At 67.4% G+C, this 15520-nt stretch carries 16 protein-coding genes; 7 read left to right on the top strand and 9 right to left on the bottom strand.

Going from position 1 to position 15520, the window contains the following annotated elements; genetic code table 11:
* The first annotated feature begins 82 nt into the window (after window positions 1–82).
* The 4 genes from IPV08_RS06410 (at window position 83) to IPV08_RS06395 (ending at window position 4910) form a co-directional block, all read left to right on the top strand.
* Window positions 83–478 carry a hypothetical protein gene (locus IPV08_RS06410; RefSeq protein ID WP_207411221.1) on the top strand — a complete coding sequence of 132 codons (396 nt, stop codon included), beginning with the start codon at window positions 83–85 and terminating at the stop codon, window positions 476–478.
* A 175-nt stretch (window positions 479–653) separates the two neighbouring features.
* Window positions 654–2693 (top strand): YgiQ family radical SAM protein, encoded by a 2040-nt coding sequence (locus IPV08_RS06405; protein ID WP_207411220.1) that lies wholly within the window; start codon window positions 654–656, stop codon window positions 2691–2693.
* Between the two features lie 280 nt (window positions 2694–2973).
* Window positions 2974–3879 (top strand): EamA family transporter RarD, encoded by a 906-nt coding sequence (gene rarD / locus IPV08_RS06400; protein ID WP_207411219.1) that lies wholly within the window; start codon window positions 2974–2976, stop codon window positions 3877–3879.
* Between the two features lie 38 nt (window positions 3880–3917).
* A complete protein-coding gene (locus IPV08_RS06395; RefSeq protein ID WP_207411218.1) occupies window positions 3918–4910 on the top strand; it encodes a P1 family peptidase in 993 nt (330 codons plus the stop codon).
* A gap of 28 nt (window positions 4911–4938) precedes the next feature.
* Here IPV08_RS06395 and IPV08_RS24915 read toward each other — a convergent pair whose 3' ends face one another.
* The 3 genes from IPV08_RS24915 to IPV08_RS06380 form a co-directional block, all read right to left on the bottom strand.
* On the bottom strand, window positions 4939–6516 hold the full coding sequence (locus tag IPV08_RS24915; protein WP_207411217.1) for a calcium-binding protein: 1578 nt from the start codon (window positions 6514–6516) through the stop codon (window positions 4939–4941).
* 146 nt (window positions 6517–6662) lie between these two features.
* The gene (locus IPV08_RS06385) at window positions 6663–6938 is read right to left on the bottom strand and encodes a hypothetical protein (protein ID WP_056425677.1); all 276 of its coding nucleotides are present in this window, start codon (window positions 6936–6938) and stop codon (window positions 6663–6665) included.
* A 20-nt stretch (window positions 6939–6958) separates the two neighbouring features.
* The gene (locus IPV08_RS06380; protein WP_056425674.1) at window positions 6959–7165 is read right to left on the bottom strand and encodes a hypothetical protein; all 207 of its coding nucleotides are present in this window, start codon (window positions 7163–7165) and stop codon (window positions 6959–6961) included.
* Window positions 7166–7434: 269 nt separating this feature from the next.
* Here IPV08_RS06380 and IPV08_RS06375 point away from each other — a divergent pair, with 269 nt between their 5' ends.
* Window positions 7435–8973: an ATP-binding protein gene (locus tag IPV08_RS06375; protein WP_207411216.1), complete on the top strand. Its 1539-nt coding sequence runs from the start codon at window positions 7435–7437 to the stop codon at window positions 8971–8973.
* Window positions 8974–9175: 202 nt separating this feature from the next.
* On the top strand, window positions 9176–9415 hold the full coding sequence (locus IPV08_RS06370) for a hypothetical protein (RefSeq protein ID WP_207411215.1): 240 nt from the start codon (window positions 9176–9178) through the stop codon (window positions 9413–9415).
* A gap of 47 nt (window positions 9416–9462) precedes the next feature.
* Here IPV08_RS06370 and IPV08_RS06365 read toward each other — a convergent pair whose 3' ends face one another.
* The 6 genes from IPV08_RS06365 to rutA form a co-directional block, all read right to left on the bottom strand.
* Window positions 9463–10794 carry a solute carrier family 23 protein gene (locus IPV08_RS06365; RefSeq protein ID WP_207411214.1) on the bottom strand — a complete coding sequence of 444 codons (1332 nt, stop codon included), beginning with the start codon at window positions 10792–10794 and terminating at the stop codon, window positions 9463–9465.
* 74 nt (window positions 10795–10868) lie between these two features.
* Window positions 10869–11399, bottom strand: coding sequence for a flavin reductase (locus tag IPV08_RS06360; RefSeq protein ID WP_207411213.1), 531 nt, complete (start codon window positions 11397–11399; stop codon window positions 10869–10871).
* 147 nt (window positions 11400–11546) lie between these two features.
* Window positions 11547–12326 carry a pyrimidine utilization protein D gene (rutD, locus tag IPV08_RS06355; RefSeq protein WP_207411212.1) on the bottom strand — a complete coding sequence of 260 codons (780 nt, stop codon included), beginning with the start codon at window positions 12324–12326 and terminating at the stop codon, window positions 11547–11549.
* Entirely contained in the window at window positions 12323–12712 is a 390-nt protein-coding gene (gene rutC / locus IPV08_RS06350; RefSeq protein ID WP_056425656.1) for a pyrimidine utilization protein C, read from the bottom strand. Before rutC ends, rutD begins: the two co-directional genes overlap by 4 nt.
* A 207-nt stretch (window positions 12713–12919) precedes the next feature.
* Complete coding sequence (gene rutB / locus IPV08_RS06345) at window positions 12920–13651, bottom strand: pyrimidine utilization protein B (protein WP_207411339.1); 732 nt, start codon at window positions 13649–13651, stop codon at window positions 12920–12922.
* Window positions 13651–14751 (bottom strand): pyrimidine utilization protein A, encoded by a 1101-nt coding sequence (gene rutA / locus IPV08_RS06340; protein WP_207411211.1) that lies wholly within the window; start codon window positions 14749–14751, stop codon window positions 13651–13653. The genes rutB and rutA overlap by 1 nt, the downstream gene beginning before the upstream one ends.
* A 342-nt stretch (window positions 14752–15093) precedes the next feature.
* Here rutA and IPV08_RS06335 point away from each other — a divergent pair, with 342 nt between their 5' ends.
* On the top strand, window positions 15094–15453 hold the full coding sequence (locus IPV08_RS06335) for a cytochrome c family protein (protein WP_207411210.1): 360 nt from the start codon (window positions 15094–15096) through the stop codon (window positions 15451–15453).
* Window positions 15454–15520: the final 67 nt, after the last annotated feature.

Here is a 15520-nt window from a genome sequence, read left to right as displayed (position 1 = left end):
GCCCGCCGATGCTCGGGTTCGTTAACGGCCTTGGTTTAAAACCGGTGATCAAGGTGTTGAGTATTTGTAGAAAGCGTATCGCGTGCGTATCTTGCGCTTCCTCGTCATCGGCAGCGTCTTTGGGCTGAGCATCCTGGCGATCGGATTCGTCAGCGCCGACCGGCTGGCCCATCTTCCGGCGGCGCCCGCGCCACAGATAGTGCAGGCTCCGATCGTGAGCGAGCCTCAGGATACCGGCTCGATCCCGACCCTGCTCCAGCCGGGCGTCCTCTCCACCACAGGCCCGGTGGCCCCCCGTCCGACGGGCGCGAAGCCCGCCTCGGCAAAGCCCTCCGCCTCCTCGGCGGGCAAGCCCCCGGTGACCAAGACCGCTTCCGCGAAACCCGTCCCGGCCAAGCCGAAGGCCACGGACGGCTTCGACACCGAACGTCTCAACGCCCTCCTGCGCGGCGACCCGATCACCCCGCCACGGCGGTGATTGGGGGCCGCCCGTTCCTCGGGAGGCGGAGCGAGGTGTGAAGCGGCCGGCAGCAATTCGGGCCGGGTAAGCGGCTCGCCACCCATCTCGAGCCGCCGATGGTTTTTGGAAGGCCTCTTATTCGAATTCGACCTTTCGTTGAGCTTGCGGCCTGGGCGGTCTATGCACGGACCCCATGGACCTTCAAGCTTCCCCGAGTCGATCCGTGGCTCCCCTCGCCTGCAACCTGCAGCCTCTCCGGAAGGCGGCGCCGTTCCTGCCCATGAGCCGCGCCGAGATGGACGCGCTCGGGTGGGATGCCTGCGACATCGTCCTGGTGACGGGGGACGCCTATGTCGATCATCCGAGCTTTGGTATGGCGATCATCGGCCGGCTCCTCGAATCGCAAGGGTTCCGGGTCGGCATCATCGCGCAGCCCGACTGGCAATCGGCGGAGCCGTTCAAGGCGCTCGGCCGGCCGAATGTGTTCTTCGGCGTCACCGGCGGCAATCTCGATTCGATGGTGAACCGCTACACGGCGGACCGTCGCCTGCGAAGCGACGACGCCTACACGGCGGGCGGACAAGGCGGCGCCCGCCCGGACCGCTGCACAATCGTCTACACGCAGCGCTGCCGCGAGGCCTACAAGGACGTGCCGATCGTCCTCGGCGGCATCGAGGCGTCCCTGCGCCGCATCGCCCATTACGATTACTGGTCCGACAAGGTGCGCCGCTCGATCCTGGCGGACGCGAAGGCCGACCTTCTGCTCTACGGCAATGCCGAGCGCGCCGTGGTCGAGGTGGCGAACCGCCTCGCGGCCGGCGCGGCGCCGCACGAGCTCGACTCCGTCCGGGGCGTCGCCCTGTTCCGCCGCGTGCCCGAGCATTACACCGAGCTGCCCGCCGACGATCTCGATTCGGCCGACGAGGCCGCCAGCCGCCGCCCCGGCGAGACCGTGATCCGGCTCCCCGCCTATGACGAGGTCAAGGACGACAAGGAGGCCTATGCCCGCGCCTCGCGGGTGCTGCACCGGGAGGCCAATCCCGGCAACGCCCGCCCCCTCGTCCAGCGCCACGGCGACCGCGACCTGTGGCTGAACCCGCCGCCGATCCCGCTCTCCAGCGAGGAGATGGATGCGGTCTACGACCTGCCCTACGCCCGCGCCCCCCATCCCTCCTACGGCGATGCGAAGATCCCCGCCTGGGACATGATCAAGTTCTCGGTGACGATCATGCGCGGCTGCTTTGGCGGCTGCACCTTCTGCTCCATCACCGAGCACGAGGGCCGCGTCATCCAGAACCGCTCGGAGGGCTCGATCCTGCGCGAGATCGAGCTGATCCGCGACAAGACGCCGGGCTTCACGGGCGTGATCTCGGACGTTGGTGGACCCACGGCCAACATGTACCGGATGGCGTGCAAGGACCCGAAGATCGAGGCGGCGTGCCGCCTGCCGTCCTGCGTCTTCCCGGACATCTGCCCGAACCTCAACACCTCGCACGACGACCTGATCCGGCTCTATCGCAAGGTCCGCGAGGTGGAGGGCGTGAAGAAGGTGATGGTCGCCTCCGGCGTGCGCTACGATCTGGCGGTGCGAAGCCCCGAATATGTCGAGGAGCTCGTGACCCATCACGTCGGCGGCCGTCTCAAGATCGCGCCCGAGCACACCGAGCGCGGCCCCCTCGACCTGATGATGAAGCCGGGCATCGGCACCTACGACCGCTTCAAGGAGATGTTCGACGCCGCCGCCAAGAAAGCCGGCAAGAAATACTACCTGATCCCGTATTTCATCGCGGCGCATCCGGGCACGACCGACGAGGACATGATGAACCTCGCCGTCTGGCTCAAGAAGAACGACTATCGCGCCGATCAGGTCCAGACGTTCCTGCCCTCGCCCATGGCGACGGCCACGACCATGTATCACACCGAGATCAACCCGTTGCAGGGCGTGCGGCGCGGCGGCAGCGAGCCCGTCGACGCGATCAAGGGGATGCGGCAGCGCCGGCTGCACAAGGCGTTCCTGCGCTACCACGACCCCGAGAACTGGCCCATCTTGCGCGAGGCGCTGCGGGCCATGGGCCGCGCCGATCTCATCGGGCCGAGGCCGGACCAGCTGATTCCGTCCTCGCAGCCGCCGGGAACGGGGCTCGGTGCCGGCAAGGGACAGGGCCAGCCGCGCCCCATGCGCCATCCGGGCGCGCCGCGTTTCACCACGAAGGGCGTGCCGCTGAGGAAGTGACGGTCTCGTGCATTCGGCAACTGAAGGCTTCAACGGCGGCTTTCAGGGTTCTTTGCCCCGAAGCTGACCTTCCCCGGGGCCGCTAAGGGGCAAAGCGGTCGATGACAGGCGACAGGTTTCGAGCAAGAAACCGCCGCTCTGCCGCTCCCGATCACGGTCATCCCGTCGCGGAACCGAACGGTCTCTCCATCCAGATCGGCTCCCCGATCCCCCACCGGAGCCGTCCCGCGAGACTTGGTGTAAACCCCGTCCCAACCTCGCAAGGGAGGGGAGGAACGTCGTGGGTCTGATCTACGCGCTCGGTGCCTATCTGAGCTGGGGCCTCGTCGTCCCGGTGCATTTCCGGCTGCTCGATGCCGTGCCGGCCGGCAGCATCCTGGCTCATCGCATCGTCTGGTCGAGCGTGCTCGTGGTCGCCCTGCTGGCGATCCTGCGCCGGCGGGTGCGCAACCCGTTTCCCCTGAGGCGGCGCCATCTCCTCCTCGTCGTCTCGGCGGGGCTCATCGCCGTCAACTGGCTGCTCTACCTCGTGGCGGTCCAGTCCGGGCACATGCTCGATGCGAGTCTGGGCTACTTCATCAACCCGCTGATGAGCGTGGCGCTGGGCGCCCTCGTCCTCGGTGAGCGGCTGCGGCCGGTCCAGGCCGTGGCGGTGGGGCTCGCCGCCGCCGGGGTGGTGCTCGCAGTGGTGCTGGCCGGGCACCTGCCCTGGTTGTCCCTGTGCCTCGCCGCCAGCTTCTCGCTCTACGGGCTGGTGCGCAAGGTCGTGGGGGTCGACGCCATGGTGGGCTTTGCCGCCGAGACCTTCCTGCTCCTGCCCCTCGCGGGAATCTACCTCGTCGGCCTCGCCGAGCCTGTGGTGAAGGGCGATCCCGTCCGGCTCGCGCTGCTGCTCCTCACCGGCGTCACCACCGCCCTGCCACTGATCTGGTTCGCCGCCGCCGCCCAGCGCCTCACCCTCTCCACCCTCGGGCTGATGCAATACCTCGCCCCCTCCTGCCTGTTGGGGCTCAGCGTCCTCGTCTATGGCGAGCGGCTGGAGCCGCATCGACTGGTCCTGTTCGTCCTGATCTGGCTGGCGCTCGCCCTCTATGCCGCCGATTCCCTCCGCGCCGCGCGGCGGGCCAAGACGCCGCCGGAACCCGTCGCCGCTGGCCCCGACCGCCCCGGCATGAGATCGTTCTGAGAGACATTTGGAGGATCCGCGAGATTCGGAGGATTCCGATGCGCAACCGCATCACCGACATCGCCGGTATCAGGGTCGGCCACGCCCATGACGCGCGGGTGGCGAGCGGCACCACCGCGATCCTGTTCGACGCCCCGGTGGTGGCCGGGGTGGACGTGCGCGGCGGCGGGCCGGGCACCCGCGAGACCGACCTCCTCGACCCCGAGCGCACGGTGGAACGCATCGACGCCCTGGTCCTCTCCGGCGGCTCGACTTTCGGCCTCGATGCGGGCGCCGGCGTCGTGGCCTGGCTCGCCGAGAGGGGGAGGGGGTTTCCCATCGGCGACATCCGCGTCCCCATCGTGCCCGGCGCGATCCTGTTCGATCTCCTCAACGGCGGCGACAAGGAGTGGGGCCGCGTCTCGCCTTATCGCGACCTCGGCTACGCGGCCGCCGCCGCTGCGTCCGAGGATGTCGCCCTCGGCACCGTCGGCGTGGGCTACGGCGCGCGCACGGCCAACCTCAAGGGCGGCCTCGGCTCGGCTTCCTCCCTGGTGGACGGCACGCCCGCGCGGGTCGGCGCGCTGGTGGCGGTGAACGCCTTCGGCCGGGTCACGGTGGGGGAGGGGCGGCATTTCTGGGCCGCACCCTTCGAGCGGGAGGGGGAGTTCGGCGCTCTCGGCTTCCCCGATCCGATGCCGGCGGACGCCTTCACCTGGCCGCGCGAGGCTCTGCCCGGCAGCAGCACCACCCTGGCCATCGTCGCCACTGACGCGGACCTGACCAAGGCCCAGGCCCGCCGCCTTGCGGTGATGGCACAGGACGGCCTGTCGCGGGCGATCCACCCGGTTCATACCCCGCTCGACGGTGATGCGGTCTTCGCGGTCTCCACCGGCCGGGTCGCGCTCTCCGACCCCATCACGGACCTCGCCCGCATCGGCGCGGCGGCGGCCGACACGCTCGCCCGTGCGGTGGCGATCGGAATTCACGCAGCGACGAGCCTGCCGGGGCTGGCGATGCCGCCCGCCTGGCGGGACCTGTGGGGCGGGTGAGGTCCCCCCAAGGTGGTTCTCGACGCTCCTACAGAACGTAGAAATCGTCCGCCGTCAGCTTGAGGTTCGCGTCGAGTGTGGCGAATTGCACGGCACTCGCACCGCCGTTGCCGTCGGCATCGTACGACACTGCGCCGGTCTTGGAATTGTAGAGGATCCGATGATCGGCATCGGTGGCCTTGGCGCCGATGATGAAGGCGTCGGAGGTGAGATGGCCCTTCGCGAGGGCGGCAAAGACAGGGTGATCGAGCCTGATCCTGTCGTCGGACACGGAAAAGTCGACGATCCGGTCGACGTTCGACACGGCATTCGGCGTGCTATCGAAGACAAAGGTGTCGTGGCCCGAACCGCCCGTCAGAATGTCTTTGCCGAGACCTCCGAAGAGAATGTCGGCTCCATCGCCACCCGACAGGCGGTCGTTTCCCGCAAGACCTCGAAGCGTATCGTTGCCGTCGAGCCCGAAGAGCGTATTCCTGATCTGAGAGCCCGTGATGAAATCTCTCGACCCCGATCCAGTGACGTTCTCGATGGAAATCAGATCATCCTTTTTTCCCATCAAGTCGTAGCCGGACGATTGCTCCAAGTTTACCCTAATGCCGGTGCCCCATCCGGTTTCGAGAGAATAATCCACCGTATCGATCCCTCGTCCGCCGTCGAGATGATCGGCGCCCGCGAGGCCGGAGAGGATGTTGTTTTCATTGGAGCCGATGATCGTATCGTCGCTTCTCGTTCCCACGACGTCTTGAATGCCGATCAACCTGTCATCCTCAAGCGGGGAGAGGGAGCGTCCAAAGCCGCTCCCATCTGGATTGCCCGCCAGTTCGACGATCACACCCGTCGAGGCCGTGATGTCGTACCGGACCGTGTTGTGGGTTCCGCCGCCGCCGTTGATGATGTCCGCGCCGGCACCGCCGCTGAACGCTTCGTAGGACGCCGTCTTCGATCCCATGAAGGAATCGGCCTTGCCCGTACCGATGATCAACTCGACGTTCTTGATCGAATCCACGAATCCGTAGGTATCGGTCGCCGTGCCCTTCTCGAGATCGACCTTGATGGCCCTGCCACCGGACTCGCGACTGTAGTCTACGACATCGTAATCCCCGATCCCTCCGTCGATCGCATCCTTGCCGGAGCCACCCACGAAGGTATCCGAACCGAAACTGCCGAGAAAGGTATCGGCCTTTTGGCCGCCGAAGAACTTATCGTCTAGAGACGCACCGTAGACGGTCAGTGCAATGGGGGCGAACAGCTTGAGGAGCGGCCCCTTATCATCGAAACTCGAATCGGTCAGTGCAATACGAAAGGCATTCGCGTTGAGCGAAAGTCCCGACATCGTCCATTGCGTTGATCCATCGACGTGGATCAGGCTGATCGACTTGATCGTCCCGGCTTTGATGTCTCCGCTTTTTGTGTATTGGAACCCGGATCCTACTAGTTCCATTCCATAGGAGGTGCCATCGTCGCGCGAGAGCGTATATTTGGTGGCCGATGTCTTTCTGAGAAATCCTGCGGACCATGCGCCATGGATTGCTTCAATATCGAAGTAGTTATCTTCAACTTGAACGGTGGCCATGGATGTTCCCCAGTCGATCAGGGGAGCAATCATGGGTTTTCAGGTGGAAGTCGAGATTCTCTTCCGCAACACTCTTAAAATCGACGATCTGTTGCGATTTTGCCGCAAATCGACCGACAATGTGATTTGGTCGCGATGAGCAGCGCCCGAAGATGCGCGAGGAGGGAGGCCCGTAAGGCTCACGCCTCCTTGGCGTCCTCCACCAGCTGCGCCAGCCCGGCATCGACCTCGGCGCCGAGCATCGCCCGCTCGGCATCGCTGAGGTCGCGTGCCCATTTCGGCCCGGCGAAGCCGGCGGCGCATTTGGCGCGCTCTGCCGCGATATAGGCCTCGGTCTCCTCCGGCTGCCGGCGCATCGCCTCGGCGAAGCCGAACCACGCTGCCCGCTCCACCACCGCAAGGCGGGCGCGCAAGCGGATCATCACCGCCCGGTCCGGGCTGACGTCGTCGCTCATGAGGGTCGCGCTCCCGGATGTCAGCGCCGCTGGTCGCAGCGGGTCTTCACGTAGCTGTCCTTGTCGGCGCCGTGGCCGGCATTGGCCGCGAGGACCGGCCCCTGCATCAGGCATTCCTGCAGGGTGTGAGCCTGCCCGGTGATCACGTCGAGGGCGGTCTCCCGCGTGCAATCCGGGGCCTGGACGGTGGAGGCGCAGACGAGGGCGACGACGAGGATGGTGTTCATGACAGGCGAACTAGATGCCCCGGGCGAGCCGGCAAGGGAGTCCGGCAGGAAAATGCAACGCATCCGTCCCACTGCTCATTCGAGGCTTTCCTCTCGAGAAGGGCTATGTTCCTAGGACAAAAGGCCTGCGTTAGTTGTCCTAGGATGATGGACCTATTCTTCTCCTGGAGCGTCCCTGTGGATGTGGGAAGGGCAGGGGGAGGTCGCCTGAGCCCATCCGTGCTAGGGTCGCCATCGTCGCGGACGGGTTGCGGGACAGCGGAGCGGGAATGACGGTCGGGATCGAGATGGGGCTGAGCATGGGCCCGGGCGAAGAGCCCGCCCGGCTCGATCTCGAGGAGCTGCTGGCCACCCGTCTCCTGGTCCAGGGCAATTCCGGCTCGGGCAAGTCGCATCTGCTGCGGCGGCTGCTCGAACAGAGCGCCGGCTCGGTCCAGCAGGTCATCATCGATCCCGAAGGCGATTTCGTCACCCTGGCAGAGGCTTACGGCCACGTGGTGGTGGATGGTGCCCATGGCGAGGGCGATCTCCAGGCCATCGCGGCGCGGGTGCGCGCCCACCGGGTCTCCGTGGTGCTCACCCTGGAGAGCCTCGACATGGAGGCACAGATGCGCGCGGCCGCCGCCTTCCTCGGCGGTTTGTTCGAGGCCGAGCGCAGCCATTGGCACCCCGTTCTCGTCGTCGTCGACGAGGCGCAGATCTTCGCACCGGCCGCGGCCGGCGACGTCTCCGACGAGGCGCGCAAGGCCTCCCTCGGCGCCATGACCAACCTGATGTGCCGCGGCCGCAAGCGCGGGCTCGCGGGCATCATCGCCACGCAGCGCCTCGCCAAGCTCGCGAAAAACGTGGCGGCGGAAGCCACCAACTTCCTGATGGGCCGCACCTTCCTCGATATCGACATGGCCCGCGCCGCCGACCTGCTGGGCCTTGACCGCCGCGGTGCCGAGCGGTTCCGCGACCTCTCGCGCGGCGAATTCGTGGCCCTCGGGCCCGCGTTGAGCCGTCGGCCGTTGGCCCTGCGCATCGGTCCGGTCTCCACCTCGGCGCGCTCGGGCTCCCCGAAGCTCGTGCCGCTCCCCGCCCCCGCCGATGCGGATCTACGCGCCCTGATCCTCACCCGCTCGGCCGAGGACGGCCCTGCCTCCTGGGCCCCGGCTCCGCGCACCCCTCCGACACCGCGCGCCAGCCCGGCCGATCTGCTGCGTGAGCTCAGTGCCTACCGGCCCGAACCCGCCGAGGCGCCCGAGCCCTTGAGCGAGGAAGATCTGCGTGCCGGGCTCGACGAGATCCTGCGGGGCATCGCCACCGACCCGGATGCCGGGCGTCAGCCGGTGGCGGTGATCTACCAGGACTTCCTCGTCCGCTGCCGCATGCGTGGGCTCGACGGTGAGTCCCTCACTCTCGCCGCCTTCCGCCGCCGCCTCGGCGTCGCCCGTGCGGGAATCGACGGGCAGGGCGCCCCGGCCGACAGCGACGGGCGCTGGGAGGAGGCGCAAAGCGCTGCCGCCGCCCTGCCCGATGAGGTCCAGGGCCTGTTCCTGCTGCTCGCTCGCGCCGCTCTGGCGGGAGAGCCCTGCCCCGGCGACGAGGCCCTGGCCCGCGCCATCGGCAGCCGCTCGCCGGGCCGGGCACGGCGTCTGCTCGCCTATGTCGAGACCCGTGGCACCATCGTCTGCCGCATGGATTTTCGCGGCAACCGCGTCATCGCTTTGCCGTCGCTCGGCTGTGAGACCGGCCCCGGCGACCCGAAGGCGAGCCTGCCGGGCAGCGTCGAGCCCGAGATGCCGGGGCTGTTCGCGGCCGAATGAGCCGCGCTCCCGGCACCGAACCACGCTTGGCCCGCTCGATTCCTGCCGGATAGGGGCCGATCGTCCTCTGCCTGTCGGCAGCATGCTGCACAGTGCGGCGGCAATTTCTGTTGCTTGGTTGGGCAGTCCTGCTCAAGGATTGGGACCTCGAATCGATGATGCCGGTGGGTCGGCATCGGAATCGACGATGAGGACGACACCCATGACGGCACGTTTGTCCACCGGTCTTCTCGCCCTTGCCTCGGTCCTGGCAGCCTCCGCTGCCTCGGCCCAGAGCTATACCGCGCCGGCCGGCCTCCCGGCGGTCGTGGCGCCCGGCGGCCTCGTAGGCCAGGCCGCCTTGGATGCTCGCGGCAGATACGCCGCCTCCGCGCCCCGCCGCGGGGATGAGCGCGACATCACCACCGGCTCCGCCCGTCGCGGCGGGTACAGATCCCGCTGAGGCCCGAGTGAGGCTCGGATCCGCGGGCGTCCTGAGACGGGGTCCGCTCAGGCCCGCACGCTGGCCGGATCGGCCGGTGCGCGTCCGAGCCTCGTCAGCCCGAGCAGATGATAGATGAGGATCGCCCCGAACGTGGCGGTGCCGATGCCGCCGAAGGCGAAGGAGCCGAATTTCAGGGTCAGGTCGCCGGCGCCGAGGACCACCGCGATCCCGACGGTGAGGAGATTGCGGGCATTGGCGAAATCGACCCTGTTCTCCACCCAGATCCGCCCGGCGGTGGCCGCGATCAGCCCGAACACCACCACCGACAATCCGCCGATCACCGGCACCGGCAGGGTCAGGATCAGCGCTCCGAATTTCGGGCACAGGCCGAACAGGATCGCGGTGAAGCCGGCCACCACGAAGACCAGGGTCGAGTAGATCCGGGTCATGGCCATGACGCCCATATTCTCCGCATAGGTCGTCACCCCGGTGCCGCCGAGCCCGCCCGACAGCATGGTGGCGAGGCCGTCGCCGAGGAAGGCGCGGGCGATGTAGGGGTCGAGGTTGCGGCTCGTCATCGCGCCGATGGCTTTGATATGGCCGAGATTCTCGGCGATCAGCACCACGAAGACCGGGGCGATGAGGGCGATCGCCTTAGGCTCGAAGACCGGCGCGACGAAGCCCGGCACGCCGATCCAGGGGGCGGCCATGACGGCAGAGAAATCGATGGGCTTGGCGAGACCGAACCCGTTGGCGAGGAGGAGATAGAGCAGGTAGGCGAGGGCCGCCCCGATCAGGATCGGCAGGCGCCGGGCGAGGCCGGGCGCGTAGATGGTGATGACGCTGACGATGACCACCGTCAGGAGGCCGAACCAGGTGTCGAAGGCGGAGGCCGAGATGATCCGCGTCGCGATCGGCGCGAGGTTGAGGCCGATGGCGGCCACCACCGCTCCGGTCACCACCGGTGGCATCACCCGCTCCACCCAGGCATAGCCGACGAGGCCGATGACGGCGCCGACGAGGCCGTAGAGCAGGCCCGCCGCGATGATGCCGCCGAGCGCCACGGCAATGTTGGGGTTCGGCCCCGCCCCGGCATAGCCCGTGGCTGCGATCACCACCCCGACGAAGGCCGCCGACGAGCCGAGATAGCTCGGCACCCGGCCGCCGGTGGCGAGAAAGAAGATGAGTGTACCGATGCCGGAGAAGAAGATCGCCAGGTTGGGGTCGAACCCCATCAGGATCGGCATCAAGGCCGTGGCGCCGAACATCGCCACCACGTGCTGGAAGCCGAGGAGCACGGTCTGGCCCGCCGGCAGGCGCTCGTCGGGCATGACGTCCGCGGCCTCGGTCGTCGCATCTCTGGCGCGCCAGACGGGGAAATAGGGTTCGGCTGCCATGGTCTCGTGGTCTCCGGGCGGTGGATCGCGTGAGGCGAGAAGCGTGACGGGATGCTCGGGGCGAGGCCGGACGGTCAGACGGCGGCGGGGTGCGGCGGAGCGACCGCCACGGGCAGGGTGTGGTAGCGCCGGCCGGCATAGACGAGACCCTGTTGGCCGGCGGGCTCCGAGAGATCCACCACCTCGCAGAACAGCACGTCGTGGCTGCCGACGGCGTGGCGCGCCACGATGCGGCAATCGAAGGCGGTCAACGCCCCCTCCAGCACCGGTGCCCCGGTGGCGAGCACTCCCCAGGCCCCCGCCGCGAAGCGCTCGTCCATGGGGGTGCGGCCGCCGAAGGCGCCGGCGATGGCGGCCTGCCCGCCCGACAGCGTGTTCACGCACAGGGCCGCATTGGCGCTCACTGCGGCATAGGCGGAGGAGGTTCGGTTGATGCAGACGAGGAGGGTCGGTGGCGCGTCGCTGACGCTGCAGACGGAAGAGGCCGTGAAACCGGCCCGTCCGCCCGGCCCGTCGGTGGTGACGAGATGGACCGAACTGGCCAGATGGGCCATCGCTTCGCGAAAAGCTCCGGCCTCGACCGTGGGCAACGTCGTCTCGGTCATGGCGGAGCTTTCATCCTAAGCAGGTTCAGCAAAAGTGGTCACCGGTTCCGCGCCTGAACACCGGCAGCCCCTCGAGGATCCAAGCGAGATGGCGCGCTGGCTCGCCAAGACGAACCGGTCGAGCCGGATGAGCCATGACGAACTTCCTCAGGGCCGGTCGAGGAAGGTGACGAGGGTGCGGTTGAACGCCTCCGCCTGCGTCACGCTATGCGCGTGGCCGCCGCTCTTGGCCAGATCCAGCGTGGCGTTGGGCAACGCCGCCGCGAGTTCCTCCGAGCGCAGATAGGGCACGAGCACGTCGTCGGCCGCTGCCATCACGAGGGTTTCGTGCGGGATACCGGACAGATGCGCGGTGAGATCAAAGGCTTCCAGCGCCGCGATCCGCCGCAGCGTGTTCTCAGGTCCGGGAAAATGCGCCAGGGCATGGGCCTCGTCCGCCGCGACGCGCTCCGCGTTGAGCGAAAGCCAGGGCGCCGGATAGAGGAAGATCGCCTGCGCGGCCACGTAGGCTTCGGGGCCGGCATGGGCCAGCAGGGCCTTGCGGGCGGCAAAGCACCGCTTCGTCGCGGAATCGGTCCTGGCCCAGCCGTTGATGACCACGAGCCGCCCCACCCGGGTGGGATGGGCACGCGCCAGTTCGAGGCCGATGAGCCCGCCGAGCGCATGCCCGACGATGTCAGCCGTGGCGATGCCGAGATCGTCCATCACCCGAAGGGCGTCGGCGGCCATGGCGGCGATGCTGTGGCCCTGTTCCAGCGCATCGGGCGAGCGCCCGGTGCCGCGATGATCGTAGCCGACCACCCGGAACCGCTCGGCCAGGGCCGGAATCTGCGGTGCGAAATAGCCGCACGATCCGCCGAGGCCCGGCGAAAGCAGGACCGTCCGTTCCCCGTCCCCGTGGATCTCGTGATGGATGGTCGCGCTCACGGTTTGCCCACATGCGCGACGGAGGCGATCTCCACCAGGGCGTCTGGTTTTACCAGGCCGCACTGGATGCAGTAGCGCGCCGGCTTCTCCCCGGGGAAGTAGCTGGCATAGACCGCGTTGATCGCGGCGTAATCGGCCCAGTCCTTCAGGAAGATGTGGTTGAAGGTGACATCGTCCATGGTGCCGCCGGCGGCGGTCACGACGCCCTTGATCGTCTCCAGCACGTGTCTCGTCTGCGCGCCGGCATCGCCCACATGGACGACGTTGGCATCCGCATCCAGCGGCAGGGTGCCCGAGACGTAGAGCACGCCGTCGGCGAGGGTGCCCGGCACGTAGGGGGCCAACGGCTTACCGGTGCCTGGGGGAATGATCACGGTCTTGGGCATGGTTCGCGGTGCTCCCGTTCGATCGTCGAAATGGCCGTCTTCGTCGTCTGTGTCGTCTTGCCCACCCGTGACCTCATCTTGAGGTGCCCGCGTCAGCGGGCCTCGAAGGAGGCCTCCAGGCCCCTGGGAGCGAACTGAAAGCCTCCTTCGAGGCCTCCGCTACGCTGCGGCACCTCAAGATGAGGTCGAGGGCGCGAGGGGAGGGTGTCACTCCGCCGCGGCGGCGTCCCGCTCGCCCAGGGCCGCCTCGAAGCTCGCGACATCCGAGACCCAGCCGAAGAAGGTCTCGATATTGGTGAGCGCGCCCGCCTGCAGGCTGTCCGGCCCCGCCTGATGCGTCGCGTCGGCGAGGACGATGCCGAAATATTCGAGGAAGAACCCGTCACGCAGAGTCGATTCCACGCAGACATTGGTGGCGATGCCGGTGAAGACCAGGGTGCGGATGCCGGCCGAGCGCAGCAGGCTGTCGAGCTGGGTGTTGTAGAAGCCGCTGTAGCGCGGCTTGCCCAGCACGATGTCGCCGGGCTCGGGGCTCAGCGCATCCACCAGGGCGTAGTCCCAGCTTCCCTTGGCGAGCAGCCGCTCGTTCATGTCGGGGCGGCTGCGCATGGTCTTGAGGGCGTTCGACTTGTGCCAGTTCGGCGAGCCCGGCCCTCCGGCCTCGACATAGTCCGGGTCCCAGCCGTTCTGGAACCAGACGATCCTGATCCCGGCCTTGCGGGCGGCAGCGACGGCCGTCGCGATCCGTCCGATCACCGGCCCGGTCGCCGAGACGTCGAACCCGGCGAGATCGAGATAACCGCCCTTCGTGGCATAGGCGTTCTGCATGTCGATGACGATGAGGGCCGTGGCCTCGGCAGCGAAGGCGATGGGTTCCGGCCGCGCGGGGAGGGTGATGCCGCCATGGCGTCCGGCTGCGTCGTGATAGCCGGCGACCATCACGCCACCTTCGCCATCGGCACCGCATCGGCGGTGACATGCGCCCGCGAGCGCATCAGCGGCTGGATGCGGGTGCCGTAGGCATCGAGCCCTTCGAGGAAATCGTCGAAGACCAGGAGCACGCCCTCGGTGCCGGGCACGGTAGCGACCTCGTCGAGCATGCGCGCCACCTCCGCGTAGGAGCCGACGAGGGTGCCCATGTTGATGTTCACCGCCGAGGTCGGGTCGGCCATCTGGCGCACGTTGGTGTCGGCGCCGGATTTTGTATCGGCCGCGCCCTGGACCCCGAGCCAGGCGATGGCCTCCTGATCCGCTCCCGCCTTGTAATGCTCCCAGGTGGCGCGGGCCTCCTCGTCGGTCTCGGCGGCGATGATCATGAACAGGACGTAGGACGACACGTCCCGGCCCGTCTCGGCCTTGGCGAGTTCCAGTCGCTCCACCGTGGGGGCGAAGGCGGTGGGCGTGTTCACGCCCTTGCCGAAGCAGAAATTGTAGTCGGCATATTTCGCCGTGAACGCCATGCCGGCGGCCGATTGGCCGGCGCAGATGATCTTCATCTCCGCCTGCGGCCGGGGCGAGAGCCGGCAATCGTCCATCTGGAAGAACTCGCCCTTGAGGTCGCAGGACCCCGTCTCCCACAAATCGCGCAGCACCTGGGCGTATTCGGAGAGGTATTCGTAGCGCCGCGAAAAGTACCCGTCGCCGGGCCACAGACCCATCTGCGAGTATTCAGGCCGCTGCCATCCCGTCACGAGGTTCAGCCCGAAGCGGCCGCCGGAGATGGAATCGATGGTGGAGGCCATCCGGGCTGTGATGGCGGGGGGCATGCACAGGGTGGCGGCGGTGGCGAAGAGCTTGATCCGGCTCGTCACGGCGGCGAGGCCCGCCATCAGCGTGAAGGATTCGAGGTTGTGGTCCCAGAACTCGGTCTTGCCGCCGAAGCCCCGCAGCTTGATCATCGACAGGGCGAAATCGAGCCCGTAGCCTTCGGCCTTGAGGACGACCTGCTTGTTCAGTTCGAAGCTCGGCTTGTATTGCGGCGCATTCTCCGAGAGGAGCCAGCCGTTGTTGCCGATAGGAATGAAGACGCCGACATTCATGACAACCTCGCTGAGCTGGCAGAGATTGGACGATGGGATCCAATGCCGGTCAAGGTTGCGAACGGAGTGTACCGTGTTCGCCCCGTCCGATGGTGAACGGTAGCTGTTTGGACCATATGATCAAACTCTAAATCCAACAGATTAGGTGTTTGCCCAAACTCTCTCCGATTTGCCCGGTGGGGAGGCGGCGTCTGCTGAATTGCGGGGCGGATACGCGAATCTTCTCTGGCCATCCTCGCGACGTGACACGTTCTCGTGAGTCTTCCCTCTCGGACATTGCCTTCGGGAAGCATGCGGTCAGTAATCTGGAGGTATTCAAAACAACCACGGAGAGGAAACCCCATGCGGTACCCGATGCTCGGTGCTCTCGTTGCGATGCTGCTTCCGATGGCGGCCCACGCCGAGGGCGATGCCGCCGCCGGCGAGAAGGCGTTCGCGCCCTGCAAGGCCTGCCATGCCTTCGGCAAGAACGGCGTCGGCCCGGATCTGACGGGGGTTGTCGGCCGCAAGGCGGCCTCCCTCGACGGGTATTCCTACTCGGCCCCGCTCAAGGCGTCCGGCCTCACCTGGGACGAGGCGAGCCTGCACGAATGGCTGAAGAGCCCAAAGGCCAAGGTGCCGGGGACGAAGATGGTGTTCGCCGGCTATCCCGACGACAAGAAGATCGATGACGTGATCGCGTATCTCGCCTCGAAGAAATAGGTTTTTCGGGGATCTCGCCGATGGGGCTCGCTTCCAGAGCGGGCTCCTGGACGCGAAATCCGCCGAG

Source organism: Methylobacterium sp. SD274, from assembly GCF_017355285.1.
Taxonomy (GTDB): domain Bacteria; phylum Pseudomonadota; class Alphaproteobacteria; order Rhizobiales; family Beijerinckiaceae; genus Methylobacterium.
Note: the sequence above shows the minus strand (reverse complement) of the source record. Positions and strands in the feature narration are given on the sequence as shown.

Coding starts and splice junctions, on each gene's coding strand:
- IPV08_RS06405 (WP_207411220.1), top strand. CDS start 654: ATGGACCTTCAAGCTTCCCCGAGTCGATCCGTGGCTCCCCTCGCCTGC.
- IPV08_RS06395 (WP_207411218.1), top strand. CDS start 3,918: ATGCGCAACCGCATCACCGACATCGCCGGTATCAGGGTCGGCCACGCC.
- IPV08_RS24915 (WP_207411217.1), bottom strand. CDS start 6,516: ATGATTGCTCCCCTGATCGACTGGGGAACATCCATGGCCACCGTTCAA.
- IPV08_RS06385 (WP_056425677.1), bottom strand. CDS start 6,938: ATGAGCGACGACGTCAGCCCGGACCGGGCGGTGATGATCCGCTTGCGC.
- IPV08_RS06380 (WP_056425674.1), bottom strand. CDS start 7,165: ATGAACACCATCCTCGTCGTCGCCCTCGTCTGCGCCTCCACCGTCCAG.
- IPV08_RS06375 (WP_207411216.1), top strand. CDS start 7,435: ATGACGGTCGGGATCGAGATGGGGCTGAGCATGGGCCCGGGCGAAGAG.
- IPV08_RS06370 (WP_207411215.1), top strand. CDS start 9,176: ATGACGGCACGTTTGTCCACCGGTCTTCTCGCCCTTGCCTCGGTCCTG.
- IPV08_RS06365 (WP_207411214.1), bottom strand. CDS start 10,794: ATGGCAGCCGAACCCTATTTCCCCGTCTGGCGCGCCAGAGATGCGACG.
- IPV08_RS06360 (WP_207411213.1), bottom strand. CDS start 11,399: ATGACCGAGACGACGTTGCCCACGGTCGAGGCCGGAGCTTTTCGCGAA.
- rutC (WP_056425656.1), bottom strand. CDS start 12,712: ATGCCCAAGACCGTGATCATTCCCCCAGGCACCGGTAAGCCGTTGGCC.
- rutB (WP_207411339.1), bottom strand. CDS start 13,651: ATGGTCGCCGGCTATCACGACGCAGCCGGACGCCATGGCGGCATCACC.
- rutA (WP_207411211.1), bottom strand. CDS start 14,751: ATGAATGTCGGCGTCTTCATTCCTATCGGCAACAACGGCTGGCTCCTC.
- IPV08_RS06335 (WP_207411210.1), top strand. CDS start 15,094: ATGCGGTACCCGATGCTCGGTGCTCTCGTTGCGATGCTGCTTCCGATG.